Source organism: Cobetia amphilecti, from assembly GCF_032923285.1.
Lineage (GTDB): Bacteria > Pseudomonadota > Gammaproteobacteria > Pseudomonadales > Halomonadaceae > Cobetia > Cobetia amphilecti.
In genome coordinates this window covers 2,495,553-2,522,356 of the sequence record NZ_CP136695.1, presented here as the reverse complement: position 1 = coordinate 2,522,356, position 26,804 = coordinate 2,495,553, and the positions used below count along the sequence as shown (strand labels likewise).

At 63.6% G+C, this 26,804-nt stretch carries 27 protein-coding genes; 14 read left to right on the top strand and 13 right to left on the bottom strand.

The genetic code is table 11. The annotated features are described in order from the left end of the window. The first annotated feature begins 65 nt into the window (after positions 1-65). The 3 genes from flhB (at position 66) to R1T44_RS10765 (ending at position 4,369) form a co-directional block, all read left to right on the top strand. Positions 66-1,406 carry a flagellar biosynthesis protein FlhB gene (gene flhB, locus R1T44_RS10775; protein WP_317291997.1) on the top strand — a complete coding sequence of 447 codons (1,341 nt, stop codon included), beginning with the start codon at positions 66-68 and terminating at the stop codon, positions 1,404-1,406. Positions 1,407-1,604: 198 nt separating this feature from the next. Further along, positions 1,605-3,701 carry a flagellar biosynthesis protein FlhA gene (gene flhA / locus R1T44_RS10770; RefSeq protein WP_317291996.1) on the top strand — a complete coding sequence of 699 codons (2,097 nt, stop codon included), beginning with the start codon at positions 1,605-1,607 and terminating at the stop codon, positions 3,699-3,701. A 227-nt stretch (positions 3,702-3,928) separates the two neighbouring features. After that, the gene (locus R1T44_RS10765) at positions 3,929-4,369 is read left to right on the top strand and encodes a flagellar protein FlhE (RefSeq protein WP_317291995.1); all 441 of its coding nucleotides are present in this window, start codon (positions 3,929-3,931) and stop codon (positions 4,367-4,369) included. Positions 4,370-4,602: 233 nt separating this feature from the next. Here the strand turns inward: R1T44_RS10765 and R1T44_RS10760 are convergent, their stop codons facing one another. The 3 genes from R1T44_RS10760 to flgA form a co-directional block, all read right to left on the bottom strand. Then, entirely contained in the window at positions 4,603-5,076 is a 474-nt protein-coding gene (locus R1T44_RS10760; protein ID WP_317291994.1) for a flagella synthesis protein FlgN, read from the bottom strand. Continuing rightward, positions 5,073-5,351: a flagellar biosynthesis anti-sigma factor FlgM gene (gene flgM, locus R1T44_RS10755; protein WP_317291993.1), complete on the bottom strand. Its 279-nt coding sequence runs from the start codon at positions 5,349-5,351 to the stop codon at positions 5,073-5,075. Before flgM ends, R1T44_RS10760 begins: the two co-directional genes overlap by 4 nt. Before the next feature lie 315 nt (positions 5,352-5,666). Next, a complete protein-coding gene (gene flgA, locus R1T44_RS10750; RefSeq protein ID WP_317291992.1) occupies positions 5,667-6,248 on the bottom strand; it encodes a flagellar basal body P-ring formation chaperone FlgA in 582 nt (193 codons plus the stop codon). 668 nt (positions 6,249-6,916) lie between these two features. Between flgA and flgB the strand changes: the two genes are divergently transcribed. The 11 genes from flgB (at position 6,917) to flgL (ending at position 18,459) form a co-directional block, all read left to right on the top strand. Next, the gene (gene flgB, locus R1T44_RS10745) at positions 6,917-7,312 is read left to right on the top strand and encodes a flagellar basal body rod protein FlgB (RefSeq protein WP_317291991.1); all 396 of its coding nucleotides are present in this window, start codon (positions 6,917-6,919) and stop codon (positions 7,310-7,312) included. Continuing rightward, a complete protein-coding gene (gene flgC, locus R1T44_RS10740; protein ID WP_054556609.1) occupies positions 7,312-7,788 on the top strand; it encodes a flagellar basal body rod protein FlgC in 477 nt (158 codons plus the stop codon). The genes flgB and flgC overlap by 1 nt, the downstream gene beginning before the upstream one ends. A 54-nt stretch (positions 7,789-7,842) precedes the next feature. Continuing rightward, complete coding sequence (locus R1T44_RS10735; RefSeq protein WP_317291990.1) at positions 7,843-8,532, top strand: flagellar hook assembly protein FlgD; 690 nt, start codon at positions 7,843-7,845, stop codon at positions 8,530-8,532. 132 nt (positions 8,533-8,664) lie between these two features. After that, entirely contained in the window at positions 8,665-10,065 is a 1,401-nt protein-coding gene (locus tag R1T44_RS10730) for a flagellar hook-basal body complex protein (protein ID WP_317291989.1), read from the top strand. Between the two features lie 172 nt (positions 10,066-10,237). Next, a complete protein-coding gene (locus R1T44_RS10725; RefSeq protein ID WP_317291988.1) occupies positions 10,238-11,005 on the top strand; it encodes a flagellar basal body rod protein FlgF in 768 nt (255 codons plus the stop codon). Positions 11,006-11,031: 26 nt separating this feature from the next. Further along, positions 11,032-11,814: a flagellar basal-body rod protein FlgG gene (flgG, locus tag R1T44_RS10720; protein WP_054556613.1), complete on the top strand. Its 783-nt coding sequence runs from the start codon at positions 11,032-11,034 to the stop codon at positions 11,812-11,814. An 88-nt stretch (positions 11,815-11,902) separates the two neighbouring features. Next, positions 11,903-12,604, top strand: a complete 702-nt coding sequence (locus R1T44_RS10715; protein ID WP_394805777.1) for a flagellar basal body L-ring protein FlgH — start codon at positions 11,903-11,905, stop codon at positions 12,602-12,604. A 176-nt stretch (positions 12,605-12,780) separates the two neighbouring features. Then, complete coding sequence (locus tag R1T44_RS10710; protein ID WP_054556615.1) at positions 12,781-13,920, top strand: flagellar basal body P-ring protein FlgI; 1,140 nt, start codon at positions 12,781-12,783, stop codon at positions 13,918-13,920. Next, entirely contained in the window at positions 13,920-15,395 is a 1,476-nt protein-coding gene (gene flgJ, locus R1T44_RS10705; protein WP_317291987.1) for a flagellar assembly peptidoglycan hydrolase FlgJ, read from the top strand. The genes R1T44_RS10710 and flgJ overlap by 1 nt, the downstream gene beginning before the upstream one ends. Positions 15,396-15,557: 162 nt before the next feature. After that, complete coding sequence (gene flgK / locus R1T44_RS10700) at positions 15,558-17,189, top strand: flagellar hook-associated protein FlgK (RefSeq protein ID WP_317291986.1); 1,632 nt, start codon at positions 15,558-15,560, stop codon at positions 17,187-17,189. Positions 17,190-17,199: 10 nt separating this feature from the next. Next, on the top strand, positions 17,200-18,459 hold the full coding sequence (flgL, locus tag R1T44_RS10695; RefSeq protein WP_317291985.1) for a flagellar hook-associated protein FlgL: 1,260 nt from the start codon (positions 17,200-17,202) through the stop codon (positions 18,457-18,459). Between the two features lie 120 nt (positions 18,460-18,579). Here the strand turns inward: flgL and fliR are convergent, their stop codons facing one another. The 10 genes from fliR to fliI all read right to left on the bottom strand — a co-directional run bounded on the left by fliR (position 18,580) and on the right by fliI (position 26,794). Then, positions 18,580-19,377 (bottom strand): flagellar biosynthetic protein FliR, encoded by a 798-nt coding sequence (gene fliR, locus R1T44_RS10690; RefSeq protein ID WP_317291984.1) that lies wholly within the window; start codon positions 19,375-19,377, stop codon positions 18,580-18,582. A gap of 60 nt (positions 19,378-19,437) precedes the next feature. Beyond that, complete coding sequence (gene fliQ / locus R1T44_RS10685; RefSeq protein WP_054556620.1) at positions 19,438-19,707, bottom strand: flagellar biosynthesis protein FliQ; 270 nt, start codon at positions 19,705-19,707, stop codon at positions 19,438-19,440. A 134-nt stretch (positions 19,708-19,841) separates the two neighbouring features. Next, positions 19,842-20,642, bottom strand: a complete 801-nt coding sequence (gene fliP, locus R1T44_RS10680) for a flagellar type III secretion system pore protein FliP (RefSeq protein WP_394805754.1) — start codon at positions 20,640-20,642, stop codon at positions 19,842-19,844. Beyond that, entirely contained in the window at positions 20,639-21,262 is a 624-nt protein-coding gene (fliO, locus tag R1T44_RS10675) for a flagellar biosynthetic protein FliO (RefSeq protein ID WP_317291983.1), read from the bottom strand. The genes fliP and fliO overlap by 4 nt, the downstream gene beginning before the upstream one ends. A 13-nt stretch (positions 21,263-21,275) precedes the next feature. Beyond that, positions 21,276-21,746 carry a flagellar motor switch protein FliN gene (gene fliN, locus R1T44_RS10670; RefSeq protein WP_317291982.1) on the bottom strand — a complete coding sequence of 157 codons (471 nt, stop codon included), beginning with the start codon at positions 21,744-21,746 and terminating at the stop codon, positions 21,276-21,278. Continuing rightward, positions 21,739-22,755: a flagellar motor switch protein FliM gene (gene fliM / locus R1T44_RS10665; protein ID WP_107334751.1), complete on the bottom strand. Its 1,017-nt coding sequence runs from the start codon at positions 22,753-22,755 to the stop codon at positions 21,739-21,741. The genes fliN and fliM overlap by 8 nt, the downstream gene beginning before the upstream one ends. A 6-nt stretch (positions 22,756-22,761) precedes the next feature. Then, complete coding sequence (gene fliL / locus R1T44_RS10660; RefSeq protein WP_054556624.1) at positions 22,762-23,250, bottom strand: flagellar basal body-associated protein FliL; 489 nt, start codon at positions 23,248-23,250, stop codon at positions 22,762-22,764. Positions 23,251-23,428: 178 nt separating this feature from the next. Continuing rightward, on the bottom strand, positions 23,429-24,919 hold the full coding sequence (locus R1T44_RS10655; protein WP_317291981.1) for a flagellar hook-length control protein FliK: 1,491 nt from the start codon (positions 24,917-24,919) through the stop codon (positions 23,429-23,431). A gap of 26 nt (positions 24,920-24,945) precedes the next feature. Continuing rightward, entirely contained in the window at positions 24,946-25,395 is a 450-nt protein-coding gene (gene fliJ / locus R1T44_RS10650) for a flagellar export protein FliJ (RefSeq protein WP_153635812.1), read from the bottom strand. A 40-nt stretch (positions 25,396-25,435) separates the two neighbouring features. Next, positions 25,436-26,794 (bottom strand): flagellar protein export ATPase FliI, encoded by a 1,359-nt coding sequence (fliI, locus tag R1T44_RS10645; protein ID WP_107334754.1) that lies wholly within the window; start codon positions 26,792-26,794, stop codon positions 25,436-25,438. Positions 26,795-26,804: the final 10 nt, after the last annotated feature.

Sequence of the window (26,804 nt, the reverse complement as noted above, 5' to 3'; positions counted from 1 at the left end):
TGTGAGCGAGCGTCATGCTCTTCGGCAGTTCAGGTAGATGCGATCCTAGGCAAGCGGAGTAGCCGGTGGCTGACGAGCAGAGCAGCGACGACAAGACAGAAGACGCCACGCCCCACCGAATACAGAAGGCCCGCGAGGAAGGGCAGGTGCCCCGCTCGCGGGAGCTTGCGACCTTTCTGTTGTTGGGCGGAGGTGCAGCAGGCCTGTGGCTGTTGGCGGGGCCGCTTGGCGACACCCTGGAGCGTGTGCTGGGCGCCTCGTTCGGCTTTGATCGCGCTCAGGCACTCGACAGTCGCGTGATGCTTGCCAATGCCTTGATGCTGGGCCAGGAGGCCTTGCTGGCACTGTTGCCGTTGTTTGCCCTGCTGATGGTACTGGCGCTGGTCGGCCCGGTGTTGCTGGGCGGCTGGATGTTCTCCACCAAGTCACTGGCGCCGTCGCTGGGCAAGCTCAATCCCGTCAAGGGGCTGGGCCGGATGGTGTCCTCCCAGGCGCTGGCCGAGCTGCTCAAGACCATCGCCAAGTCGATACTGGTCGGTGGCGTGGTGGTGATGTATCTGCATGCCCAGCGCCAGGAATTGATGGCGTTGATGATGATGCCGCTGGGCAACGCCATGGCGGATGCGCTGGCGATCGTGGCGCGCTGTACGGCGCTGGCGATATTGATGCTGATCGTGCCGACGCTGATGGATGTGCCGTATCAGCTGTGGAGTCACGCCAAGAAGCTGCGCATGAGCCTCGAGGAGATCAAGCGCGAGCACAAGGAAACGGATGGCGACCCGCAGATCAAGGCGCGCATCCGTCAGCAGCAGCAGGCCATGGCGCGTGCGCGCATGATGAGCGCCGTACCCAATGCCGATGTCATCGTTAACAATCCGACGCACTACTCGGTGGCGCTGGTCTATCACGAGGGCGACATGCGCGCACCGCGGGTGGTGGCCAAGGGGCGTGATGAGGTGGCGCTGCGCATTCGCGAAGTGGGCGAGGCGAACGGGGTGCCGATGCTGAGTGCGCCGCCCCTGGCGCGTGCCCTGCACACCCATGTCGATCTCGAGCAGGAAATTCCCATTGCGCTCTATCAGGTGATCGCCGAGGTGCTGGCCTGGGCGATGCGACTCAAGCGGGCGCGCAAGCAGGGTGGCCTGCGGCCGAGCCTGCCGGCAGATCTGTCCGTTCCCGATGAGTATCAGGTACCCGAGGAGGCGCAAGGGACGGCTGAGGAGGCTGGCCCGCCAGGCGCCGAGCGTGATGACGGGGAGCCGACAGTCGAATCTGACGCGTCAGCCGCAGGCGCGATGTCTTCTGATCATGATTCTGATGACGCCGATGCCGGGGCGGTGTTCCAGCCCAGCGCCAAGCCCGGGCCGGACAGTGATGCGACGACGGATCCTCGTGTCGGAAGTTGATGACCGCAGTTGATGACCGCAGTTGATGACCGCAGTTGATGACCGGCGTGGCTGATCGAAGTTGAGGCCCGAACTTGATAACCGTCCTGCTGGCTGATGCTGCCAACCGAACCCCATGACTGACCGCCATTTCTGCTCCCCAAGCCCGGGCCGCTGCGCAGCACGCGCAACGCCCTTCACGATCGATGAGCCGCTTGCATGAATACCTTGCTGACACTGTTTGACCGCGTGGGGCTCAATACCTCCAGCCAGCTGAAGGTGCTGGCCGGGCCGCTGCTGATCATGATGATCCTGTCGATGATGGTGTTGCCGCTGGCGCCCTTCATCCTCGATCTGCTGTTCACCTTCAATATCGCGCTGTCGATCATGATCCTGATGGTCAGCATGTTTGCGCAGAAGCCGCTGGATTTCTCGGCCTTCCCCGCGGTGCTGCTGTTCTCGACCTTGCTGCGCCTGTCGCTCAATGTCGCCTCGACGCGGGTGGTGCTGCTGGAAGGTCACAACGGCGGTGACTCGGCGGGCAAGGTCATCGAGGCTTTCGGTCAGTTTCTGGTTGGCGGCAATTTCGCCGTCGGTCTGGTGGTGTTCTCGATTCTGGTCATCATCAACTTCATGGTCATCACCAAGGGCGCCGGGCGTATCGCCGAGGTCGGCGCACGCTTCACGCTGGACGCCATGCCCGGCAAGCAGATGGCGATCGATGCCGACCTCAACGCCGGCCTGATCGGCGAAGACCAGGCGCGCGAGCGCCGCCGGGAAGTGTCGCAGGAATCCGATTTCTTCGGCTCGATGGACGGTGCCAGCAAGTTCGTGCGTGGCGATGCGGTGGCGGGACTGGTGATCATGGTGGTCAATATCATCGGCGGGCTGATCATCGGGGTCGGGCAGCACGACCTGAGCATGTCCGATGCGGCGCGCACCTATACGCTGCTGACCATCGGCGATGGTCTGGTGGCGCAGATTCCGTCACTGGTCATCTCGACCGCCGCGGGCGTGATGGTGTCGCGGGTCAACACCAATGAAGACGTCGGTCAGCAGATGATCGGCCAGCTGTTCAAGAGCTCGCAGGTACTGTGGTTGGCGGCTGGCGTGATGGGGTTGCTGGGTCTGGTGCCGGGCATGCCAAACATGGTCTTCATTTTCTTCACCTTGCTGCTGGCGGGGCTTGGGTGGTGGGCCTCCCAGCGCGAGAAGGAGGTCAGCAGCGAGGCAAAGGAAGAGGCGGCGCCCGCGCCTGCGGCGGCCGTACAGGAGGTCAGCGAGGCCAGCTGGGATGATGTGCGACTGGTGGAGCCGCTGGCGATGGAGGTCGGTCATCGCCTGATTGCTATGGTCGACATGCGCCAGGGCGGTGAGTTGCTGGCGCGCATCAAGGGAGTGCGTCGCAAGTACGCCCAGGAGATCGGGTTCCTGCCGCCGGTGGTACATATCCGCGACAACCTCGAGCTTGGGCCCAATCAGTATGTCATCAGCCTGAAGGGTGCCGAGGTCGGGCGGGGCGAGGCCTATCCGGGCCGCTGGCTGGCGATCAATCCGGGCAAGGTGTCCGGCAAGCTGCCGGGCGTGGCCACCACCGAGCCGGCCTTCGGCCTGGCCGCCACCTGGATCGAGCCGGAAACCCGCGAGCAGGCCCAGGTCTATGGCTACACGGTGGTCGATACCCCGACCGTGATCACGACCCACCTCAATCATCTGATGACCCGCCATGCCGATCAGTTGCTCGGGCGCAGTGAGGTCAGCAAGCTGCTCGAGAAGCTGGGCCCGCAGGATGGCGGCCTGGTGGAGGAGGTGGTGCCGGCCTTGATCAGTCAGGGCACCCTGCAGCGTATCCTGCACAACCTGCTGGATGAGGAGGTCTCGATTCGCGACATGCGTACCATCCTCGAGGCGCTTGCGGAGCATGCCCCGCACAGCAAGGACCCCAACGACCTGACTGCCATGGTGCGCGTCGCCCTCGGGCGTGCCATCACCCAGTACTGGTTCGGCGCCGAGCGTGTCTTGCGCGTGATCGGTCTGGAGGCGCAGCTCGAGCAGGTGCTGATGCAGGCCTTGAGCAGCGGCAATGCGCTGGAACCCGGCCTTGCCGATACCTTGATGCAGCATGCCGAGAATGCCGTCGCCGCGCAGGACGCCAATGGCGAGCCCAGCGTACTGGTGGTCGGGCACGCGCTGCGACCCTTGGTGGGGCGCTTCCTACGTCGTCGCTTCAAGAGTCTGGCGGTGCTGTCCCAAGCAGAGATTCCCGATGACCGCGAGCTGCGGGTCACCCAGATGATCGGGGGGCGTGCGGCGTGACGCCAGCGCGGCTCACCACTGAGCAAGACAACAACATGCCGCAAAGGCAGATAAATGCGACAGGGAAGGCGCCGGCAAGGGGTGTGTCGAGCGTCTGCAGCAAGACGGATCTGAAGGAGTCAGCGGTGCAGAGAAGAAGGCGTGTGGCGACAGGATTCAGGAAATCCAGGGCGGGAGTGGCGTCGAGAGCGAAGCTGAGTGCGAAGCCTGGAAGCAGGACGGCACCGATGGCGGCCTTGATGACTGCAGCAGCGCTGTGGGCCGCGACGCTATCCACGCCGGTGCAGGCCGCCAGCGCGGCGGTGATGATGTCCGTCGAGTCGCTGACAATCGCTCAGCGAGGGCATTGGTATATGCGCCCTCTGGCAGTGGCAGATGCCGTGCGTGATTCAGGGCTGATGGCGCCTGACAGGACGCGCGTCACCGCGATTCATTGGCGCTATTCGCTCACGAGTGCGCCGGGGGAATGGCAGGTCATGCTCTGCCTGGAGGAGCGCTGCGCCATGCTCGCGGCGAGGCGTGGCAAGTTGACCCTGCCGACCCGAGAGCTGGCGACGGCGCCATTCTCGCTGAAGGTCTATCGCAATGGACGTGGCGTACTCAAGCCGGCGGCACATCTGGATGACATCCAGCTGGTGATCGACGTCGAAAGCCTGGAAGGTGCGTGACTGGCGGCGTTGTCAGCGAAAGGGGGCTGGCTTTGAATGGCTGACGATCAGCTGGCTGAATGGCTAGTGACTGGAGTGCAGCAGCAGTGTCTGGAGGCTCGGCAGAATGCCGGGCCTCGCGTGTTTCTGGGTCGTCAATAAAGGGAAAGACAGTCGGGGTGTGCAGCCCGCGAGCCTAACGCCTTAGCTATTCAAGTCAGGACGCTCAGGCCAGGACAGTCAGGTCAGGACGCTCAGGCCGAGACGTTCAGGCGTGAGACTCCCGCCGCAGGTCGTCCATCGGCGCCGTAATGGCCGGGGGAACGTTGATGCAGGCTGTCGAGAATCTTGCTGTGCAGTGCCATGCGCTGACCGATCAGCTCACCATTCAGGCGATTGCGTGCCTGGGCGCGGCGCGTCAGCGTCACCAGATGCCACCACTGGGTAGCCAGTAGCGGCTGGCTGGCGAGCACCGTATGCAGTTCCAGTGGGTCATTGGTGAGCCCGGCGTTGCTCAGCCAGCTGCGCCGGCGGCTCTCCAGCGCTTCCAGGCGGGCGGCGTTGGCCAGCTTGGCTTCGCGCGAGGCCTCAAGGTCTGCCGCGCTCGGCAGGCGTTGGCCCAGCAGGCGCTGTTCTTCCTCGAGCAGGGCGATGAAGTCATTCAGCTCCTGCTCGAGGCCGGAAAAGATCTCGCCCAGCGAGGCCGTCGAGGCGTCATCGAGTGTCATGCGTCACCTTCGAAGGCATCGATCAGCCCTTGTGCGATGCGATCGACATCGATCTTGATGCTGCCATCGGCGATGGCCTGCTTGAGGCTGTCGACGCGCGCCTGGTCGATGTCCTGGCCTGCATCGATCGCGCTGCTGGAAAGCTCGACCTGGGTGGAGTCGGCCGTGGAGATCGCCGCCGGGGTGGCGGTGGTGTCCTTGGCCGTCTCTGGACGCAGTTCGCGCGGGGCTTGGGTATCGCTGCGCTGTATCGGGCCGCCATGTTCAATCTTCATTGACTGTCCTCTCTGGCCGTCGGGCCGGGCTCGACGACGAGCCTGTCATGGATGGGTTGCGTGCGTCATCTGCGCGCTTGAGTCGACTATCGGCCATGCCAGCACAAGCTTTACCCCACACAGGCAATATGGTCCCTCAGGGATGAGGTATCTGGTGCGGGTGGCGACTTGTCAGTATCAAGCATTTCGGCCTTCGAGCGTCAGCATGTCTTTCCGGTGCGTCAGCGTGTCGTGGCTGGGCGTGCACAGTCAACAGGATGACTCGGGTTGGCCCGGCGCGGATCAGCTCGGCTCATCTCATCTCAACTGAAGTCATCATGGCGCTACCCGCCGCGGCCCGATGACGCGGGCGCGCACCCAGTCGCCCGGAGCGAGTTCGATGCGGATGCGCTCATCGAGCCCCCCAGCCTCCAGTGCCCGCGCACTGCGCTGCATGCTGAAGCCTGTGCCGCTGACCTGATAGGTCACGGTATCGCCGAAGTTTACCAGCGGGATGGCGCGCACGCTGTTGCGGGTGATGACCTCGCCGGCGCGCAGGCGGCGGCGTACCTCGAAGCCTGACAGCGCCGCGGCGCTCTCGAAACCATTGCCACGCAACTTGCCCAGTGGCGTCAGTACCGACGTCAATCTCGCGGGTGCCAGCGGCGTGCCGCTCGCAAGCGGCTGTGGCGTGCTCTGGCGCCAGGCGTAGCGTTCCATGCGAACGCTGACGATATGTTGCTGGCCGTTGGCGCACAGCAGCTGCAGGCGTTTGAGTCCCGGTGTGTGGCGGTCACTGCGCGCGGCGTTGAGGCTCAGTTGGGGCGCCGAGCATTCTTTCAGGCGGGCGGGCAGGCGCCGCAGCTCGAGTTGTACTGAGGCCTCGCTGGGCGCGCCCAGCGGCGGCTCGCCGGGCATGCGCACTCTGACGGGGCCGCTTGCCTCGGCGGTGAAGAAGTCGCTCAATTGCCAGCGCAGGGCCTCGACGGCGCGTGTCTGCGCGTCTTTGACTGAAGGCGCTGTTGTTGAGGCTATTGATGAGGTTGTTGCTGATGCTGATGCCTGGGCGGCAGACAGCTGAATGGCAGAGCCGATCGTGTCTGAGGTGTTGGCATGCACAGCGGCGCCCACGGGCAGCAGGACCAATAGCCCGGTGCTGGCAATGGTGCGCCACAGGCCTGTTGCCGTCGTCAGGCCTTTTGTCACAAACAGTCCTTTTGCAACAGACAGTCCTCTAGCCACAGACAGACCTTTCGCTACGCTGATTTTCGGCATGCTGTCTCTCATCGCGAGTGGCGTCCGGGGCGGAAGGCGGGGTCAAGCGCCCCTGGTTCAGGGCACAAGGTTCAGGGCGCTGGATCAGTGCCGCGAGAGATTGTAAGCCGCCCCTGACACCGGCATGGCCAGAAATAGCCGCGATAAAGTGGCTTGTTCTTACCTTCATCCTGGCGCTGGCTGACTATTCTCAGTCCTGCTTTCCGTCATGCTCCCCTACGCGTGAGCTGATCGATGGATGTTCCCTCGCTCACATCAGGGCGAGGTGCCGACAGCGGGGCACTTCTATGTTTGATCGACTTGATTCCCTCATGAGCTTTCACCAGCAGGCGCTGGGCCTTCGCGCCGAGCGTCAGCAGGTGCTGGCCACCAATATCGCCAATGCCGACACGCCGGGCTATCTGGCGCGCGATATCGACTTCTCCGCCACCCTGGCCAAGGCGACGGCGGGCAATGCCGCGGCGGGGCCGCTTGCGCTGAACACGACCCAGGCCGGCCACCAGGCCGCCAGCGGGGCGGGGCTGTCGCTGGGCGCGGACCTGCTCTATCGCGTGCCGACACAGCCGAGTCTGGACGGCAATACCGTCGACATGGATGTGGAGCGGGTCAATTTCGCGGACAACAGTCTGCATTACGAGGCCAGCCTTGAGCTTCTGACCGGCAAGATCCAGGGCCTGCGTCTGGCCATGCAATCGGAGAACAGTTGATGGCAGCGTTCAGCATCTTCAACGTCGCGGGCTCCGCGATGGCGGCCCAGTCGCAGCGCATCAATGCCGTGGCCAGCAACATGGCCAACGCTGACAGTGTGGCGGGCCCGGATGGCAAGCCCTATCAGGCGCGTCAGGTGGTGTTCGAATACGCGCCCCTCGCGCGTCAGGCCAATGCCTCGCTGGCGACGGCCAACCTGGCCGGTGGCGGTCTGGCGACACAGATGGCGTCGCGCAGTGCAGGCCTCGGTGGTGTCAGGGTCAGCTCGGTGGAGCTGAGCGATGCCCCGGCGCGCCAGGAGTATCGCCCCGATCATCCCCTCGCCGACGAGCAGGGCTATGTGACCTTCTCCAATGTCGATCCGGTTGCCGAGATGGTCGACATGATCGCGGCCTCCAAGTCCTACGAGGCCAATGTCGAGGTCTTCAATACCTCCAAGTCCCTGCTGCGCAAGACACTGACGCTGGGGGAATGACCCTCGCTCGGGGCTTTGGCCTTCTGACCGCTTCTTCTGATTTCGGGTAACCGCATGGCGACGCTAGACACCAGTGTGCTCAACAGCATCAACCAGACCACCACGACCTCCGGCGTCACCGACAGCACGCAGTCGGTGAGCAGTACCGAGGAGCTCAATGATCAGTTCATGACCCTGCTGGTGGCGCAGATGCAGAACCAGGACCCGATGGACCCGGTGTCGAATTCCGATCTGACCGCGCAGCTGGCCCAGATCAGCACCGTCAGTGGTATCGAAGAGCTCAACACCACGCTTGAGGGCATCACGGCGCAGATTTCCAGCAGTGAAGCGCTGCAGGCGGCCAGTCTGCTCGATCAGGGCGTGCTGGTCGGCGGCAATGCGGTGCTGGTGGGCAACGCGACCTCGACACCCTTCGGTCTTGAGCTGGCTGACGATGTCGACAATGCCACCGTCGAGGTGCTGGGCGCGGATGGCATTGTGGTCAAGACCTTCGAGTTGGGCGCATTGGAGGCGGGTATTCATGGCTTCGTCTGGGACGGTTTGCTGGATGATGGCACTGAAGCCGCCGATGGCTCCTACCAGCTGGCCGTGACGGCCGAGCGGGCAGGCGAGAGCTATGACGACCTGCAGACGCTGAGTTATGGCGTGGTCAGTGGCGTCAATCAGACCGACAGCGGTGCTCAGCTGGACTTGGGTCCGGTGTTGGGTGTCGTCAGTCTGGACGCCGTGCGTCAGGTGCTTTGAGCTGAGCCCATGGCGCCGGGATAGCGCCAGCGAGCCCGCCGGACGGGCCACCAGTTTCAGGCCGTTTGGCCGCCCCCGAGCTCGCTGACAGGTCTCGGGCTTTCATCTTCATCGCGATCAAAGGGACAGTCCATGGCGTTTTCACAGGCATTGAGCGGTTTGAGTGCGGCTTCTACCAATCTGGATGTGATCGGCAACAACATCGCCAACTCGGAAACGGTGGGTTTCAAATCCTCTGAGGCGCAATTCTCCGACATCTATGCCGGCTCACAGGCAGCGGGGATCGGGGTGCAATTGGCATCCGTTGCCCAGGACTTCACTTCCGGCTCGCTGGAATCCACCGGACGCGATCTCGATCTGGCGATTTCCGGAGATGGCTTCCTGCGTTTCTCGGACACCAGTGGTCAGATCGTCTATTCGCGCAATGGCCAGCTCAACATCGATGCCGAGGGCTATATCGTCACGGCCCAGGGTGCCCAGTTGACAGGCTATTCCGGTGAAGGTGTCACCGGGGAGCCCGTGGTATTGCAGATTCCGACAGCCCCACTGGCGGCAAAAGCGACGCAGGACAACATCGCTCTCGAGGTCTATGGCGCTGAAGTCGCGCTCAATCTGGATGCCGCGGACCCTGAGCCGGCCACTGCCGATTTTGATCCGACGGATGCCGCGACCTACAACTACGCCTCGGCGATGACGGTGTATGACAGTCTTGGCGATGAACATGTCGTGACGTCCTTCTATGCCAAGACAGGCAATAATTCCTGGGATGTCCACCATGTAATGGACTTTTCGGGCAAAGCTTCTGAGTATCAAACTGCATCTGATGAGTTAACTGTTATAGAAGCGAAGGTCGAAGAGCTGGAAGCAAGTATTGCCGATGGTGAAGAAAATGGCTTGGATGACCTGGTAGATCAATTGAAAAGTGAGTTGGATGAGGCGCAGGAAGAGCTTGTAAAAGCTAAACAGGCCGAGGCCGATGCAGCAGCTTTATTTGATCCACAGCTTGAGACAATAAGTTTTGCAGGCAATGGGCAATTAAGTAGTTATGAGCCTCAACTTCAAAATCATGAGCTTGATAATGGTGCTGCAAAGCTTAGCTTCAGTATCGACTTCACTGGCAGCACGCAGTATGCCAATGATTTTGAAGTCACAACTCTGTCCCAGAATGGTTATACCTCCGGCAGTCTTGTCGGCGTGTCCTTCGAGGAAGATGGTCGCGTGATCGGCAGTTACTCCAATGAGCTCAAGCAGACACTGGGCACCATCGCGCTGGCCAACTTCGCCAATGAGCAGGGTCTGCAGCCCAATGGCGACAACGGCTGGGTCGCCACCGCTTCCTCGGGTGTTCCGCTGGTCGGTGTGCCGGGTGAGGGCGTCTTCGGTGAGGTCCAATCCGGGGTCGTCGAGGCCTCCAACGTCGACCTGACCACCGAGCTGGTCGATCTGATCATCGCTCAGCGCAACTATCAGTCCAACGCCCAGACCATCAAGGTCCAGGACGAGGTCCAGCAAAGCGTCATCAACATGCGCTAATGCCACTCCTGACATGTGACTCGGTTCGTCTTCTGCAATGAAAACAGCAGAGATGTCGGGGCGAACCGGGTTATCTCGAGCGTCAGTACTTAGGCGGCGGACCAGCTCGTCAAGAGCGGTCGTTGAGGGGCGGGCGCTGACGGCAACACGGCAAGGTGTGAGGGAATAGCGGATGGACAGAATGCTCTACACCGCCATGAGCGGCGCCCAGCGCAGCCTGGCGGCTCAGGATGTCGCCAGTCATAACCTGGCCAACCTCTCGACCACCGGCTTTCGCGAGATGCTGACGCTGTCGCGTGCGGTGGATGTGCAGGGTGAAGGGCTGGCGACACGCGTCTCCAGTCAGCTGACCACCGCGGGAGCCTCGATGGCCCAGGGCACGATCCAGACCACGGATCGCGCGCTGGATGTCGCGCTGGACGGCCCAGGCATGCTGGCCGTGCAGGGCGCGAATGGCGAGGAGCTCTACACCCGCAACGGCGCGCTGCAGATCGATGCCGATGGTGTCCTGACCTCCGGCGGCTTGCCGGTGCTGGGCGATGGCGGGCCGATCGAGCTGCCGCTCAACGCCATCGTGCATATCTCCGCCGATGGCAGCGTGAGTGCACGCTCGGCGGCGGATGCACCTGACACCATGGTGCTGCAGGCCCAGCTCAAGCTGGTCAATCCCGAGGCCATTCCCGGCAGCCCGGCGCTTGTGCGCGGCGAGGACGGCTATTTCCTTCAGCCGCCGACTGCGGCGGGAGAGGCCGCGCCACCGCTGGCTGCCGACCCGCTGGTGCGGGTCGTCTCCGGCGCCCTGGAGAGCAGCAACGTCTCGGCGACCGACGCGATGGTCGCCATGATCAACAACGCGCGCAGTTTCGAGATGCAGATGAAGAGCATCGACACGGCAGAGCGCATGGCCGAGCGTGGCAACAGCCTGCTTGGTACCGACTGACCCCGTAATCACGGCGGAGCCCCCTGATGATTCGTGCCCTATGGACAGCCAAGAGCGGCCTTGAAGCTCAGCAGATGCAGATGGACGTCACGGCCAACAACCTGGCCAACGTCTCGACCAATGGTTTCAAGCAGTCGCGCGCGGTGTTTGAAGATCTGCTTTACCAGAACATGCGCCAGCCCGGCGCTGCCTCCTCTGCCACCACCGAGCTGCCCTCGGGGCTGCAGGTGGGCACCGGGGTGCGCACCGTGGCCACCGAGCGTCTGCACATCCAGGGCAATCTGGAGCAGACCGAGAACTCCAAGGATGTCGCGATCAATGGTCAGGGCTTCTTCGCGGTGATGCTGCCGGATGGCACCAATGCCTATACCCGCGATGGCTCCTTCCAGCTCGACAGTACCGGCCAGATGGTCACCGCCAGTGGCTACCCGCTGGACCCGGCGATCGTCATTCCGGCCAATGCCCTGAGTGTCGATATCGCCTCCGATGGCGTGGTCAGCGTCACCCAGCCCGGTTCCACCAACAGTACAGAGGTCGGTCAGCTGCAGCTGTCTACCTTCATCAACCCGACGGGCCTGTTCAGTCGCGGCGAGAATCTGTATTCCGAGACCGACGCCTCCGGGCCGCGCAGTGACAATGTGCCGGGCTTCAATGGTGCGGGCACTCTCTACCAGGGCTTCGTCGAGACCTCCAACGTCAACGTGGTGGAAGAGATGGTGGGCATGATCCAGAACCAGCGTGCCTACGAGATCAATTCCAAGGCCGTGACCACCACCGATCAGATGCTGGAGCGTCTGGTCCAGATGTAAGGGTTGTCGCATGTCGCTTTCGCGTGATCTCCCGGTGGTGGCACTGCCATCCCTGGCAGCTGTTTGCCCACGCCAGAAGGGCTTGGCGATGCCCGGCTTGACGTTGCCTGGCTGGCGCCGCGCGCTGGCCGGATTGGCGATGCTGGCCATGACGCTGATGGGCGCCGGGTGCGCCCATATCCCCAGCGAGCCGCTGGTCGATACCACACCAATGGAATCGACGATGCAGCCGCGCCCGGAACCGATGGCCAATGGCGCCATCTTCCAGCCGCTGTATGGCAACCAGCCGCTGTTCGAGGATCGCCGCCCGCGTGCCATCGGCGACATCATCACCATCCTGCTCGACGAGAATGTCAGCGCCAGCAAGAGCTCGGCCAGCAATGCCAGCCGTGACGGCAGCCTCGGTTTCTCGCTGACCGCCATCCCCGATTTCATGACGGGGCTGCTGGATGGCACCGATGCCGATATCGAGGGCGAGAATGATTTCACCGGCAGTGGTGGCTCGAATGCCAACAACAGTTTCACCGGCACCATCACCGTGACGGTCAGTCAGGTGCAACCGAACGGCAATCTGGAGGTGCGTGGCGAGAAGCGCATCGCGATCAATCAGGGCACCGAGTCGATTCGCTTTTCCGGAGTGGTCAATCCGCGCACGATTTCCTCGGCCAATACGGTGCAGTCCACCCAGGTGGCCAGTGCACGCATCGAATATGTCGGTGATGGCTATATCAACGAGGCACAGAACATGGGCTGGATGCAGCGCTTCTTCCTCAATCTGGCGCCGTTCTGAGCCTGGCGTGGCAATTGCCGCGGCTTGTTCTGTAGAGAATTGTTTTGCAGAGACTTGTTGTGCACTGACTTGTTCTGCAAAGACTTGTTCTGCGAAGAATTGTGCCGCGAATGGCCCCGCCCTGAAGGGTCTGTCCCGATTTCTCACCACGCTGTCCCATCATGAGTCGCTATCCGATGCCTGAGATGCTCCCTTATCCCCGCTGGCGCGCTGCGCTGGCCGCCTGCCTGATGCTGGTGAGCTGCCTGACCTTGACGCTGCAATCGGCGCAGGCCGATCGCATCAAGGACCTCGCCCAGGTGCGCGGCGTGCGCGACAACCCGCTGGTCGGCTACGGCCTGGTGGTGGGGCTGGATGGCAGTGGGGACCAGACCACCCAGGCGCCGTTCACCGGCCAGAGTCTGACCAACATGCTCTCCCAGCTGGGCGTGACGGTGCCGTCGGGTACCAACATGCAGCTCAAGAACGTGGCGGCGGTCATGGTTACCGCCAGCCTGCCGGCCTTTGCAAGCTCCGGTCAGCCCATTGATGTCGTGGTGTCGTCGCTGGGCAATGCCAAGAGTCTGCGCGGTGGCACCCTGTTGATGACGCCGCTCAAGGGCGTGGATGGCCAGGTCTATGCGCTGGCGCAGGGCAATCTGATCATCGGTGGCGCCGGTGCCCAGGCCGGCGGTTCCAGCGTGCAGGTCAACCAGCTGACCGCCGGGCGCATTCCCAGTGGCGCGACGGTGGAGCGCGGCGTGCCGACGCGTCTCGGGGATGAGAATGGCGTGATCCATCTCGACCTGTTCGAGGGCGATTTCAATCATGCCCAGAACGTCGCCAGCGCCATCAATCGCAACTTCGGCGGCTCGCTGGCCTCGCCGCTCAGCAGCCGCGATATCGTGGTGCAGGCACCGCGTGATCTCAGTCAGCGTGTCGGGTTCATCGCCAGACTCGAGAACATCGAGGTCGCCCTGGGCGTGCCGCGTGCACGTGTGGTGGTCAATGCACGGACCGGCTCGGTGGTGATGAATTCCGAAGTGCGCCTGGCGCGCGCCGCGGTCACCCACGGCAATCTGTCGGTGGTGATCGACGCCAATCCGGTGATCAGCCAGCCTGCGCCGCTGTCCCAGGGGCAGACGGCAGTGGTCAATGACCCCGATATCAGCGTGAACCAGCAGGGCGGTGCGCTGCGCATGGTCGAGGGGACTGCCAGCCTGCAGGAGGTCGTCGATGGCCTGAATGCGCTGGGCGCCACGCCGCAGGACCTGGTCTCGATTCTGGAAGCGCTCAAGGCAGCCGGTGCGCTGCGTGCTGATCTCGAGGTGATCTGATGAGTGTGCTTGGTAGCGGTGCCAACGTGGATGCCGGTCGTCTGGCCTTCGATACTCAGGGCCTGGCGAGCCTCAAGGGGGCGGCCAGCAGTGGCGGCGAGCGCCAGCAGGAGGCGCTGGAGGAGAGTGCGCGCCAATTCGAGGCCTTGATGCTCAACATGATGCTCAAGCAGATGCGCTCGGCGACCGAGAATTCAGCGCTGACCGGCTCCCAGCAGCAAGAGATGATGACCTCGATGCTGGACCAGCAGCTCTCCCAGCAACTGGCCAGTGTCGGTGACGGTATCGGCCTGTCGAAGATCCTGATTCAGCAGCTGTCCTCCAGCACGGCGACGGGCACGAACACGGATAGCAGCACCGCAATCTCCCCCAGCGCAGCAGCCGATGGGAAGTCTGTTGATGAACAGGGTGCCGACGGCTGGTTGTCGGCGGTGGGCCTGACCCCGGAGATGGGCGCGGCTCGCGAAGATGACTGGCAGGCGGCGGTGGAGACACACGCTGCAGACGAGGTTACCGGCTTCATGGCGATGCTCGATACGCTGGCGCCCGGCGACACGGCGCGAGGCGTCTACGCCGAGCTGCCGATGGCGACGACAGGCAAGGATGACGTGTCTGACACCGTCAGCCCGGTGACAGTGACCGACGTGGCAGCGCTCAGCGAGCAGCAACGTCGTCAGCCCGAGAATGTGCAGCGCTTCGTGGCGGAATTTGGCCCCGCCGCACAGGCGGCCAGTCGTGAAAGCGGGCTGCCCGCAGAATTGATTCTGGCCCAGGCCGCGCTGGAAACGGGCTGGGGTCAGCGCCGTATCCACACCGAGGCCGGCACCGACAGCCATAATCTGTTCGGCATTAAGGCCGGCAGCAGCTGGCAGGGCGACAGCACCACGGTGCTGACTACCGAGTATCGTGATGGGCGCCGCATGCGTCTCGAGGACAGCTTCCGCGTCTATCCCGATCAGGCCAGTGCGCTGCGCGATCATGCCGCGCTGCTGACCGGCGCCCAGCGTTATGCCCACGTGACCCGGTCGCCGGACGCCGAGAGTGCCGCGCGCGCCTTGCAGGAAGCGGGCTACGCCACTGACCCGCACTATGCCGACAAGCTGATCTCGATCATGAGTCGTGTCGGCCCGCTGGAGGCCAGCGGGCCTCTCGAGACACAGGAGGCCCGCCTGGCGTCACGCGATGCCGTGCCTGCGTCAGCGCCTGTCGCAACCGCCAACTCAAGCTCCCCACGCGGTCTGCTTGAGGCCTCCGCGCCGCTGTTTGCCCTCGATGCGCGCGATGCTGAGCCGCTGGTCGAGCTGGCGTCTGCGGCGGATGTGGCGTCTGCGGCGTCGGCGACGGGTGTGGCGTCTGCGACGGGTGTGGCGTCTGTGGCCTCTGCGACGAATAAGGAGATCGGTGCTGGCAGTCAAAGTAATGCATCAGGGGCCATCCAATTGGCGATGGGTCGTTCAGAGCCGCTGATCCGTTAGAGAGCGCCGCTTATGACGATTCACTGTTGATGAATTGCTGGCAACTATTGCTGCCTGGGGCCTTAAGTTGGCGTCTGACTCGCCGATAATCACAGCATCCGTACGCCGGTGTGGCGTCATTCACCTTCTCCCTTTTCCCATTGTTCCTTTCAGGTAAACGCCATGGCCAGCAGCATGTTGAGTATCGGTGTCAGTGGTCTGCAAGCCGCCCAGACGGCACTTGCCACCAACAGCAACAACATCGCCAACGTCTACACGCCGGGCTATAGCCGTGAAACGGTCGAACTGAGTGGCAGCAGTGGTGGCGGTGTCAGTGTGGCGTCGATCAGCCGTCAGACCGACAGCTATCTCTCGGCGCAGCTGGACAGCGCCATGAGCGCCAGCACGGCGCTTGAGACCCACGAAGCCAACATCAGCCAGATCGACAATCTGCTCGCCGATGACGAGGCGGGCCTGGCGCCGTTGATGCAGGAGTTCTTCGGCGCCATCGAAGGCGTGGCCAGTCAGCCGAGTGACCCGGCGGCGCGCGAGAGCCTGCTGGGCAGTGCCGAGAGCCTGGCAGGGCAGTTCAATGCCTTCTCCGCCTATCTGGATGACATGGACGCTGCGGTCAATTCACAGCTCGGCGATGTGGTCGGCGACATCAACACTGCCACCAGCCAGATCGCCTCGCTCAACGAGCAGATTTCCCTGACGCGTGCGCGTACCGGCGAAGAGCCACTCGGCCTGCTGGACCAGCGCGATCAGGCGGTGACCGGCCTGCAGACGCTGGTCGGCGTCGAGGTACAGGAGCAGGATGGTCGGCTGAGCGTCAGCCTCGGCAATGGCCAGCTGCTGGTCAACGGCAGCAGCAATAACGAACTGGCCGTGGAGCCAGACCCGCAGGACATGAGTCGTTCGGTGGTCACCTACAGCGTGGCGCCGGGCGTGACCAGCGCCATCGATGAGGCGCAGCTCGAAGGCGGCACCCTGGGCGGGCTGTTGAGCTTCCGCGCCGACAGCCTCGAGCCGACCCAGAATCAGCTCGGCCAGTTGGCTGCGGGTCTGGCGTTGACCTTCAATGCTCAGCACGCCGACGGTGTCGACGCCAATGGCAACACGGGGGGCGACTTCTTCACCCTTGGTGATCCGGAAGTGCTGCCGACCAGCGGCAACGCCGCCGGAGCGGATCTTGAGGTGACATTCGCCCCCGCCACTCAGCAGGAAGGTGACGACTTCTACAGTGTCGCGCTGACCGGCGATGACTACCGCCTGAGTCTTGACGGCGGCACCTACCAGCTGGAAAACCTCAGCAGCGGCGCCGTGCAGACCCTGACTCCGGACAGTGAAGGCGTGATGCGCCAGGATGGCCTGGTGTTCACTGCCACCGGCATGGCGGACGGCGACAGCTTCACCATCCAGCCGACGCGCAATATCGCTGACACCTTCGGGGTCGCGATCGACGAGGGTGCCGAGATCGCGGCGGGTTCAAGCGATGCCAGTCTCGACAACCGCAACATTCTCGCTCTGCAGTCACTGCAGAGCAGCGACGCCCTGGGCAGCGCCGGCAGCTTCAATGATCACTACGCGTCACTGGTCAGCCAGGTCGGCAACCAGACACGTCAGGTGCAGGTCAACCTGGAGGCTCAGCAGGGCCTGACCGAGCAGCTGTCGGCGGCAGACCAGTCGATCTCTGGGGTCAATCTGGATGAAGAAGCCGCGGACCTGATCCGTTATCAGCAGTATTACCAGGCCAACGCCCAGGTCATCCAGACCGCGTCGACGGTGCTGGATACCATTCTGAACATCCGTTAACGAGGCCGTGATGCGCATCAGTACCCAAACCCTCTATGCCCAGGGCGTCACCTCGATGCTGGATCAGCAGGCAGCGTTCTCCAAGGTGTCCGAGCAGCTGGCCACCGGCAAGCGCGTGGTCAATCCCTCGGATGACCCGAGCGCGGCCAGCCAGGCGGTGACGATCTCGCAGTCCCAGGCCGTCAATGAACAGTTCAGCGACAGCCGCACCACGGCACGCAACAACCTGTCCATCGAGGAGAGCGCGCTTAATCAGGTCACCGATACCATCACGCGTGTCCAGAGCCTGATCGTGCAGGCGGGCAACGGCACTCTCAGTGACAGTGACCGTGATGCGCTGGCCACCGAGCTTGAAGGCAGTCGCGAAGTGTTGCTGGGGCTGGCCAACAGCACCGACGGCAACGGCAATTATCTGTTCGGCGGCATGAGCGGTGATACGGCGCCCTTTGGCGAGGATGGCAGCTATCGCGGCGATGATGAGCAGCGTCAGCAACGCGTCGACAGCTCGCGCCTGATGGAGGTCAATCATACCGGCAGCCAGATCTTTGGCGGCGTGGCATCCGGCAATCAGCAGCTGGCCCGCCAGACTAGCGATAGCGAGTCGTCACTGCCGATCACCTTCAAGGGACCGGAAGTCATTGACGCCGCGGCGCGGGTCGATGGTGCGGCCTACAGCGTCAGCATTGATGCCGCTGGCGTCACGATCAGCGGCACCGATGCTGACGGCAATGATCTCCCGACCCTGGATGACGAAGGCAACCCGCTGCCATCGCCCGTGGCGTACAGCGATGGCATGACGCTTGCGTTCAATGGCCTGTCGATGACGCTGTCCGGTGATGAGCAACAGGTCGCTGAAGCTCAGACCTCCGGCAAGGCTACCCAGCTGGTGGTCGAGGAGGGTGAAGCCAGCGCCGATCTGTTCGCCAATCTGGATGGGCTGATCACTGCGCTGAGCACGCCGATCGAGAGCGAGGCCGACCAGGCCGCCTTCAACAACGCCATCTCGACCGCCAGTCGCCAGTTCAGCAACAGTCTCGACAATGTGCTGACGGTGCGCGCCGATGTCGGCACCAAGCTCAACGAGCTGGATTCACTGGATATCATCGGGGATGACCGCGAGCTCAACTATGCCTCGACACGCTCCGACCTGATCGATCTGGATTACAACGAGGCGATCTCCGACTACTCGCTGACCCAGGTGGGGCTGCAGGCCTCTCAGCAGGCGTTCTCGGATATCTCGGGCATGTCGCTGTTCGACTATCTGCGCTGAGTGATGGCGTGACCGCGCTCGAGAAATGATGAAAAAGCCGCACTGGATACTCGCTCTCGCGATGGCATTCGGTGCGGCTCTTGCGTTCTGATGATTGCTTTTCAGATCAGTGCTTGCGTGTCATGGCAGCGTGCCCAGGCCTTCATGCACGGCCTGGAAGGCGCCCAGCGCCTGACGGAACAACAGCGACAGCCAGTCCGTCATGCCCGGCATCATCAGCCACAGCATCGCGATGCCCAGCAGCAGGGTCAGCGGGAAGCCGATCGAGAACACCGACAGCTGCGGCGCCGAGCGGTTGAGTACGCCCATCGCGAGATTGATCGCCAGCAGCGAGGCCACCAGCGGCAAGGCCAGCAGCAGGCCGGCACTGAACAGGCTGGCACTCCACAGCAACAGATTCTCGAGCCCGATAGGCCCCATGCGGCGCAGGTCGAGGGGAATCTCGTGGAAGTGGGTGACCAGGATTTCCAATACCAGCAGATGGCCATTGAAGGCCAGAAACAGCAGCATGGCCAGCATGCCCAGCAGACGCGACAGCACCTGGGTATTGGTGCCGGTGTCGGCCGAGAAGAAGCTGGCGAAGGCCAGCCCCATCTGCAAGCCGATGAATTCCCCGGCCGCCTCGACGATGGCGAAGGTGATGCGCATCACCAGGCCCAGTGCCAGGCCGACGCCCATCTGCAATGCCAGCTGCCAGACGGCGGCCGGGCCGAGCACATCCACCGGGGGTGGGCTATTGACCAGCGGCGCGATGATCAGCGCCAGGCCAAAGGCCATCAACAGGCGCACCGGCGTGGGCAGGCTGCGGTGACCGAACAGCGGCGCGCTGATCATGAAACCGGACAGGCGCGCGAAGGGCCACATCACGCTCAGCAGCAGGGCCTGGAGATGCTCGGGGGACAGCAGGTCATTCGGCAATGGAGCGTCCTCCCACCGGGCTTGCGTCGGGCTTTGCGGTGACGCTCATCGGTGCATCGCTCATCCGATCAGGTGCGGGAAGCCGGTGAAGACGCTGCGCGTGAAGTCCATCAGCGTCTCCAGCAACCAGGGGCCGGCCAGTACCAGGGTGCCGAACACGCCGAGAATCTTGGGGATGAAGGACAGGGTCATCTCGTTGATCTGGGTCGCGGCCTGGAACAGGCTGACGATCAGGCCGATGAACAGGGCACTGGCTAGCAGCGGGCTTGCCACCAACAGGGTGATGTACATGGCATGCGAGGCCAGGCTGGTGATGACTTCAGGTGTCATGGCGGCGCGTTCTCGATGGGCAGATGGGAGGTGTCGAGTCTGGCAGTGCACGGTTGCGCGGCACGACTAGAAAGCCCGGTGACGGCGTGATGTCTGGGCCTGGCTCAGTAGATGCTCTCTCAGTAGCAGCTCTCTCAGTAGAAGCTCTCGGCCAGCGACCCCAGCAGCAGCTGCCAGCCATCGACCATCACGAACAGCATCAACTTGAAGGGCAACGAGATGGTGGCGGGTGGCACCATCATCATCCCCAGCGCCATCAGCACACTCGCCACCACCAGGTCGATGATCAGGAAGGGCACGAACAGACTGAAGCCGATCTGGAAGGCGGTCTTCAGCTCGCTGGTGACGAAGGCCGGCAGCAGCACCCGCCACGGCACATCCTGCGGGGTCTGGATTTCCTCGACCTTGGCCAGGCGCGCGAACAGGGCGATATCCGGCTCACGCACCTGACCGAGCATGAATTCGCGCAGTGGATCGCCACCGCGTTCGATGGCTTCCTGCAGGCTGATGGCCTGGCTGTCATAGGGTTGCCAGGCTTCGTCGTAGATGCGCTCCAGCACCGGCGACATCACGAAGAAGGTCAGAAACAGCGCGATGCCGACCAGCACCTGATTGGGCGGCGCAGACGCGGTACCCAGCGCGGTGCGCAGCAGGCCGAGCACGATGATGATGCGGGTAAAGGCGCTCATCATCAGCAAGGCCGCCGGCAGCAGGGCGAGGCCACTGAGCAGGATCAGCGTCTGGATATTCAGCGACCAGGACTCGCCGCCGTCCGGCAGTGGCTGGCTGGTCAGGCCGCTGAGCACATCGGCGTGCGCCGCTTGGCTGGTCAGCAGGCATGCCGACAATGCGATCAATAACCCTGTCAGCAGCTCTCTTGTCTTCAACCTTCCTGCTTTCTTCAAGCCCGGCGACAACCTCACCAGCCACGTCATGAGTGAGGCTCCGCGTCATCTGTCTTGTCTGAGGTAGTAGTTTGCGTCACATCAGAGGGCGTTGTGGCGGATGTGGCAGTCGGCGAGCGTCTGGCAAGACGATCGCGCAGCAGCTCGGCAAAGCCGGCCGCGGCACCGCTCCCGCCGGTTGCGGAGGCAGACGAGGCCAGCGATGCGTCATTCGGATTGCTGCCATCGTCTGCGGGCAACAGGCCGCCATTCTCGGCCGTCAGCTCACCGAGGGAGGTGATACCCGCCGGCCCGACGCCCAGCAGCAATTGCTGGTTGCCCACCGCTACCACCACCAGGCTTTGCTTGTGACCCAGCGCCAGCCGCGCCAGCGGGCGCAGGGCAATGCGATTGCCGCGCAGTGTCTGGGCACCCCCGAACGTCTTCATCAGCCATGCCAGCAGCAGGATCACACCGATCACCGCAGCAAGCGCCAGCCCGGTATTGACCAGGCTGGCCGCGCCCAGCGGTGAGTTGTGGCCTGTATCGGCATTCAGGTTTGCGTCGCTACCGAGAAAGGCCGGTGACGGCGCCTGAGTGCTGGCGCTGGTGTTGGTATTGGGGCTGGCATCCGGCAGCAAGATCGCGCCGTCAGGGGCATCGGAGGTCATGACAGGAACAGCCTTAGCGGTTGAGCTTCTGTACCCGCTCATTGGGGGTGATGATTTCCGTGATGCGGATACCGTACTTGTCCTCGACCACGACCACCTCGCCCTGGGCGATCAGGTAGCCGTTGATCAGGATGTCCATCGGCTCACCGGCCAGGCCATCCAGCTCGATCACCGAGCCCTGCGACAGCTCCAGCAGCTGCTTGATGGTCAGGCGCGTGCGCCCCAGCTCCACGGTCATCTTGACCGGGATGTCCATGATCATGTCCAGCTCGCGCGGACGTGTGCCGCCACCGCTGCCATCGAGGGGCTCGAAGATGTCGCCGCCCTGGGGGGCAGCCTCGCTCTGCTGTTCTTCCAGCGCCTTGGCCCACTCGTCGCCCATCTGCTCGGTCATCGCATCGGCCCAGGGGTCGTCAGTACCGGATGTCGGGGAATTCGGGGTGGCCTTGGGCGCGGGCGCGTCTGGCGAATTGGGCTCACTCATCGCCGCTGTCCTCGCTGGCAGTGTTGATCGGATGATTGATGATGCGGGTCACGCGCAGGGCGCGGTGGCCATTGGCGCGACCGAAACCGGCTTCGAGCACCGGCACATTGTTGACGTAGGCGTTGACGCGCTCGGGCTTCTCGATGGGCAGCACATCGCCCACGGCAAGTTCGGCCAAGGCGCCCAGCGTGGTGGTAATACTGGCAAAGTCGGCGTGCAGCTCGACATCGGTGGCGCGCACTTCCTTGCGCAGGCGCTCGCCCCAGCGGCTGTCACCCTCGGCGCTGGTTTCCTGCAGCGGGCTCGAGAGCAGCTCGCGGTGCGGCTCGATCATCGAGTAGGGCAGGCAGATCTGGAAGTCGCTGCTGTGATTGCCGACCTCCAGATGGAAGCTGGTGCACACCACGATCTCGTTGGGAGAGCTGGTGATATTGGCGAACTTGACCTGCATCTCGCTGCGCAGATAGTCGGTTTCCACGGCGTAGACCGCCGACCAGGCGTCGCGGTAGGCATTCAAGGCCAGCTGCATCAGGCGCTGGATGACGCGTTGTTCGGTGCGCGTGAATTCGCGACCCTCTGACTTGGTCACGAAGCGGCCGTCACCGCCGAACAGGCTGTCGACCACCATGAACACGAGACTGGGCGGAAACACCAGCATCGAGGTGCCGCGCAGCGGCTTCATGGTGAACAGGTTGATGTTGGTCGGCACCGGCACGTTGCGAGAAAATTCGTTGTAGCTCAGGAACTGCACCGGCCCGGCAGTGATATCGGCGCCGCGGCGGATCAGGTTGAACAGCCCCATGCGGAACTGGCGGCTGAAACGCGAGTTGATGATATCCAGGGCATGCAGGCGATCCCGGATGATGCGGTGCTGGCTCGCCGGGTCGAAGGGGCGAATGCGCGCTTCGCCGGGCGTGCTCGAGGCGTCAGCCGTTGCACCGCTGTCACCGTTCACGCCGGAGAGCAGAGCATCGATTTCGTCTTGTGACAGCAGATCGTCTTGAGCCATGGCCAGTTATTGCACGATGAAGTCGTTGTACAGCACGCCAGAGATGGCCAGTGGCTGGCCGCCTTCACTGTAGGGGCGCGAAAGCGCCTCGGTCAGGGTGCTCTGTAGCGTCTGCTTGCCGGCCTGGGTGATCAGCTCATCCGGGCTCTGGCCCGACAGCAACAGCAGTAGACGGCTCTTGAGTTCGGGCTTGAGTTCTTCCACGCGCGCCACCGCGTCCTGATCGGCCATCTTGAGCGTGATGCCGATATAGAGCAGGCGATTGCCGCGCGGGCTTTCCAGGTTGACCGTGAAGGGCGCCAGCGGCATGAAGACCGGCGGTGGCACGACCACGACTTCCGGCTCGGCGTCCTGTGCGGCCTTCTGATCACTGAGCATCGGCAGTGCGAAATAGACGGCCACTAGCGCCGCGATCACGGCACTCATCAGGCTGATGACCCCGATCAGCAGCCAGGAGCGACGCTGACTGGCGGGGGTGGTGATAATCGTTGACATCGTGGTGCGGTGTCCCTGGAGTCGGTGGCGGGGCCAGTATGACCGAAGGCGTGGTTATCGAACGGCGGAATAACGCCACGTGCGAGCGCTTACTTGAATGATGACGCGCCAGGCGGACTCATCAGACAGCTACCTGACGGGAGCCGCTGACAGATGCAACTGGCAAGCGTCAGGCCCATCATGCCTGCCATTCACGCTGCCCCCAGGCTGCCGGGGATGCACTTGCAAGATTGCTTGTGAGATTGCCCGCGGCGAGGCTCCCCTCCATGGCGTCAGCGCTTGTGCTGATATCACTCGCCGGCTGACCCTCGAGGTGCTGGGCGAACTGACCCTGATTGGCCGAGTTGTCCGGCGCCCCGTCCGGAGTGTCGCCCGGTGTGTCGTCCTGAGCACTGAAGGTGATCGCCGTCAGCTCGTGCCCACGGGATTCCAGCGCCTGACGCAGCTCCCCTAGGGATGACTCGACAGCCGAGCGCACCTGTTGGTGGCCCGCGACGAAGTGCGCACTGGTGCCCTGTTCGCCGATGTTGAGGCGAATGGTCAGCTTGCCCAGATTGGCCGGATTGAGCGCGATCTCGGCCTGTGGCGATTTGCTCAGCTGCATGCGTACTACCTGCTCGCTGAGTGCCTGTTGCCAGGCCTGAGTGCCGACGCTTGCGGGAATCAAGGCTCCCGCCTGTGATGCCATGCCCGCTGGATTGGCTGCTGGATTGCCCGAGCCATTGAGCATGGCGCCGCTGCCGGCAGCGCTCGAATTCGACACGCCGGCTGATACGCCAGCCGTTGACGCACCCGAGAGCAGGGACGGATCGCCACCGCTACGTGAAGAATTCGCATCAAGCAGGGCGCCGTCGGCCTTGGCGGTGACGCCTTCAATGGCCTCCTCGGTCAGCGGGCCCAGCGCGCCGTCCGTCAGCGAGGAGGGCGCATCCGTGCTCAGGCTGCCTGCCGCTGTCGCGGAGGTCCTGTTGCTGGGCGACTGATCCGCAATGGCGCCATCCAGTCCCGCCGCCGCAGGATTGCGCAGCGCGGCGATCCAGTCACCTTGCAGCGCCGTGCTGCCTGCCGTGTTGGCCGCTGTGCTACCCGCTGTAGAGAGCGCCTGCGCGCCAGCGGGCGTTGCCGTTCCCGTTGTTGTAGAAAATGTCGTGTTCAGCGCTGCCTCGTCGCCGCCAGAGGCTCCTTGACCGCCTTGCGTGAGTAGCTGCAGCTGTTGCATGCGCGAGATGCCGCGCTCGACGCTGCTATCCAGTCGTGAGGCCTCGAGTGGCTGCGCTGATGGCTGTCCTGTTGTCTGGCTTGCCGATGAGGGCTGGGCAGGCGGGAGGTTGCCATTCTGGAGGGCGGCAGCGGCGGGGCCCGGAGTGGGCGATGTCTCTGACGACGCTGCCTGAGCCTGCTCGAGGTGCTGGGCATGCTTGTCTTCGGCGGCCTCGCGATGCTCGATACGCTGCTGCTGTGCGTCTTGCGCTTGCGTCTGCACCGCTTGCCTGTCCTGCTGGCGATCCTCACGCTGGGCGCGTGACAGATGTGCCTCGAAGGCGCTCTCTGAGGAAGCTGAGCTGATGTCGTCGCGCGAGCGAGCTTCCTCAGAGGAGGCCTTGGTGCTGGTCGGCGCTTTGGTTGGCGAGGTGGCCGACAACATCGAGATGCGTGCAGTGTCTGTCATGGTGTCACTCCTCCGACTGGCCGTCTTCAGCCATTGGCACGGCGTAACCAGGCCTGGGTGGCTTGTTCATCACTCTGACGTTGCTCGGCGGTGCGCGCCTGCAACGCGGCGCTCAGGCTGGCGCGATCCGCCAGGCCCTGCCAGGCCGCGTGGGTCTGCTGTTCCTTCACCAGCCGCTGATGCTGATGGTGCGTCTGGGTCTGCTCCTGGGCTACCCGTGCGCGACATTGGGCAATCGCCTTGTCCAGCGATGCGATGAAGGCCTGATAGTTGTGCCAGCTGGCCGGGTCCAGCCCCTGAGTCAGGCGTGCCTGCATCTGCTGGCAGTAGTCGAGACGGTATTGCTCGAGGGTGACCAGTTGCTGGGCGGCGGTTTCCTGACGCTGACGCTGGCTGGTGAGCTGGCGTGCAGCGCCATCACGCCGGCGCTCGCTCAGCTGGGTCAGGGTGTCAAAGCGTGACGATGAGATGGCCATTCAGTGAGAATTCCCGATCAATGACAGGTGAAGGCGGCCATCATGGCTGGGCCAGCAATTGTTCGAGCATGTTCGTACTATCGGCAAGACTTGCGTGCTGTGTAGTGCCTTGTTGCAGGAAACGTCCCATCGGCTCGTGCAGGCGCACCGCGGCGTCGAGCACCTTGTCGTTGCCGGGCTGGTAGGCGCCGATGGCGATCAGGTCCTGATTGCGCTGATAACTGGAATAGAACTGCTTGAAGCGACGGGCGCGGGTGAGCTGCCGCTCCGGCGCCACCGCCGACATGGCGCGGCTGATGGAGGCTTCGATATCGATGGCCGGGTAGTGGCCGCTTTCCGCGATGCGCCGCGACAACACGATATGTCCATCCAGAATCGCGCGGGCACTGTCGGCAATGGGGTCCTGCTGGTCATCGCCTTCGGTCAGCACGGTATAGAAGGCGGTGATCGACCCGCCGCCACGCCGGCCGTTGCCGGTGCGTTCCACCAGCGCCGGCAGCTTGGCGAAGACCGAAGGCGGATAGCCCTTGGTGGCCGGTGGCTCGCCGATGGCCAGGGCGATCTCGCGCTGGGCCATCGCATAGCGGGTCAGCGAATCCATGATCAGCAGCACATTCTGGCCCTTGTCGCGCAGGGATTCGGCGATGCGTGTCGCGTAGCTGGCGCCCTTGAGGCGATGCAGCGGTGTCATGTCGGCCGGCGTGGCCACGACCACGGCGCGCTTGAGACCTTGTTCGCCGAGAATGTTCTCGATGAATTCCTGCACCTCGCGCCCGCGCTCGCCGATCAGGCCGACCACGATCACATCGGCATCGGTGAAGCGCGCCATCATGCCCAGCAGCACACTCTTGCCGACGCCAGAGCCGGCGAACAGCCCCATGCGCTGGCCACGGCCGACGCTCAGCAAGGCATTGATGGCGCGAATGCCGACATCCAGCGGCGTGTCGATGGGCGCGCGCTCCAGCGGGTTGAGCGGACGGCTCTCCAGCGGCGCATGTTCGACATCTTCCAGCGGGCCGAGGCCATCCAGCGGTCGACCCACGCCATCGACGACCCGCCCGAGCAGTGCTTCGCCGACCGGGTAGCGTCGCTCGCCGACATTGCCATGCCCGAGGGGAAACACTCGCGCGCCTGGTGCGACGCCGCTGAGCGGGTCGATGGGCATCAGGTAGAGGGTCTGATCGGCGAAGCCGACCACCTCGGCCTCGGCCGGCGGCAGGTTCGCGCCCAGCTCGACCAGACAGCTGGCGCCCACCGGCAGGCGCAGGCCGACCGCTTCCAGCACCAGGCCGGTCGCGCGTACCAGGCGGCCATTGCTGCGCTGGGGCTCGAGGCTCTCGACGCGCTCACGAATGGCGCCCAGCGCGCTGCGCCATTGCTGTGCGGAAGAGGTGCTCATGGCGTGTCAC

Excerpts from the sequence above, each read along its gene's own strand:
- flhA (WP_317291996.1), top strand. The coding sequence starts at position 1,605 with ATGAATACCTTGCTGACACTGTTTGACCGCGTGGGGCTCAATACCTCC.
- R1T44_RS10765 (WP_317291995.1), top strand. The coding sequence starts at position 3,929 with ATGGCGGCCTTGATGACTGCAGCAGCGCTGTGGGCCGCGACGCTATCC.
- R1T44_RS10760 (WP_317291994.1), bottom strand. The coding sequence starts at position 5,076 with ATGACACTCGATGACGCCTCGACGGCCTCGCTGGGCGAGATCTTTTCC.
- flgM (WP_317291993.1), bottom strand. The coding sequence starts at position 5,351 with ATGAAGATTGAACATGGCGGCCCGATACAGCGCAGCGATACCCAAGCC.
- flgA (WP_317291992.1), bottom strand. The coding sequence starts at position 6,248 with ATGCCCGGCGAGCCGCCGCTGGGCGCGCCCAGCGAGGCCTCAGTACAA.
- flgB (WP_317291991.1), top strand. The coding sequence starts at position 6,917 with ATGAGCTTTCACCAGCAGGCGCTGGGCCTTCGCGCCGAGCGTCAGCAG.
- flgC (WP_054556609.1), top strand. The coding sequence starts at position 7,312 with ATGGCAGCGTTCAGCATCTTCAACGTCGCGGGCTCCGCGATGGCGGCC.
- R1T44_RS10735 (WP_317291990.1), top strand. The coding sequence starts at position 7,843 with ATGGCGACGCTAGACACCAGTGTGCTCAACAGCATCAACCAGACCACC.
- R1T44_RS10730 (WP_317291989.1), top strand. The coding sequence starts at position 8,665 with ATGGCGTTTTCACAGGCATTGAGCGGTTTGAGTGCGGCTTCTACCAAT.
- R1T44_RS10725 (WP_317291988.1), top strand. The coding sequence starts at position 10,238 with ATGGACAGAATGCTCTACACCGCCATGAGCGGCGCCCAGCGCAGCCTG.
- flgG (WP_054556613.1), top strand. The coding sequence starts at position 11,032 with ATGATTCGTGCCCTATGGACAGCCAAGAGCGGCCTTGAAGCTCAGCAG.
- R1T44_RS10715 (WP_394805777.1), top strand. The coding sequence starts at position 11,903 with ATGCCCGGCTTGACGTTGCCTGGCTGGCGCCGCGCGCTGGCCGGATTG.
- R1T44_RS10710 (WP_054556615.1), top strand. The coding sequence starts at position 12,781 with ATGCCTGAGATGCTCCCTTATCCCCGCTGGCGCGCTGCGCTGGCCGCC.
- flgJ (WP_317291987.1), top strand. The coding sequence starts at position 13,920 with ATGAGTGTGCTTGGTAGCGGTGCCAACGTGGATGCCGGTCGTCTGGCC.
- flgK (WP_317291986.1), top strand. The coding sequence starts at position 15,558 with ATGGCCAGCAGCATGTTGAGTATCGGTGTCAGTGGTCTGCAAGCCGCC.
- flgL (WP_317291985.1), top strand. The coding sequence starts at position 17,200 with ATGCGCATCAGTACCCAAACCCTCTATGCCCAGGGCGTCACCTCGATG.
- fliQ (WP_054556620.1), bottom strand. The coding sequence starts at position 19,707 with ATGACACCTGAAGTCATCACCAGCCTGGCCTCGCATGCCATGTACATC.
- fliP (WP_394805754.1), bottom strand. The coding sequence starts at position 20,642 with ATGACGTGGCTGGTGAGGTTGTCGCCGGGCTTGAAGAAAGCAGGAAGG.
- fliO (WP_317291983.1), bottom strand. The coding sequence starts at position 21,262 with ATGACCTCCGATGCCCCTGACGGCGCGATCTTGCTGCCGGATGCCAGC.
- fliN (WP_317291982.1), bottom strand. The coding sequence starts at position 21,746 with ATGAGTGAGCCCAATTCGCCAGACGCGCCCGCGCCCAAGGCCACCCCG.
- fliM (WP_107334751.1), bottom strand. The coding sequence starts at position 22,755 with ATGGCTCAAGACGATCTGCTGTCACAAGACGAAATCGATGCTCTGCTC.
- fliL (WP_054556624.1), bottom strand. The coding sequence starts at position 23,250 with ATGTCAACGATTATCACCACCCCCGCCAGTCAGCGTCGCTCCTGGCTG.
- R1T44_RS10655 (WP_317291981.1), bottom strand. The coding sequence starts at position 24,919 with ATGACAGACACTGCACGCATCTCGATGTTGTCGGCCACCTCGCCAACC.
- fliJ (WP_153635812.1), bottom strand. The coding sequence starts at position 25,395 with ATGGCCATCTCATCGTCACGCTTTGACACCCTGACCCAGCTGAGCGAG.
- fliI (WP_107334754.1), bottom strand. The coding sequence starts at position 26,794 with ATGAGCACCTCTTCCGCACAGCAATGGCGCAGCGCGCTGGGCGCCATT.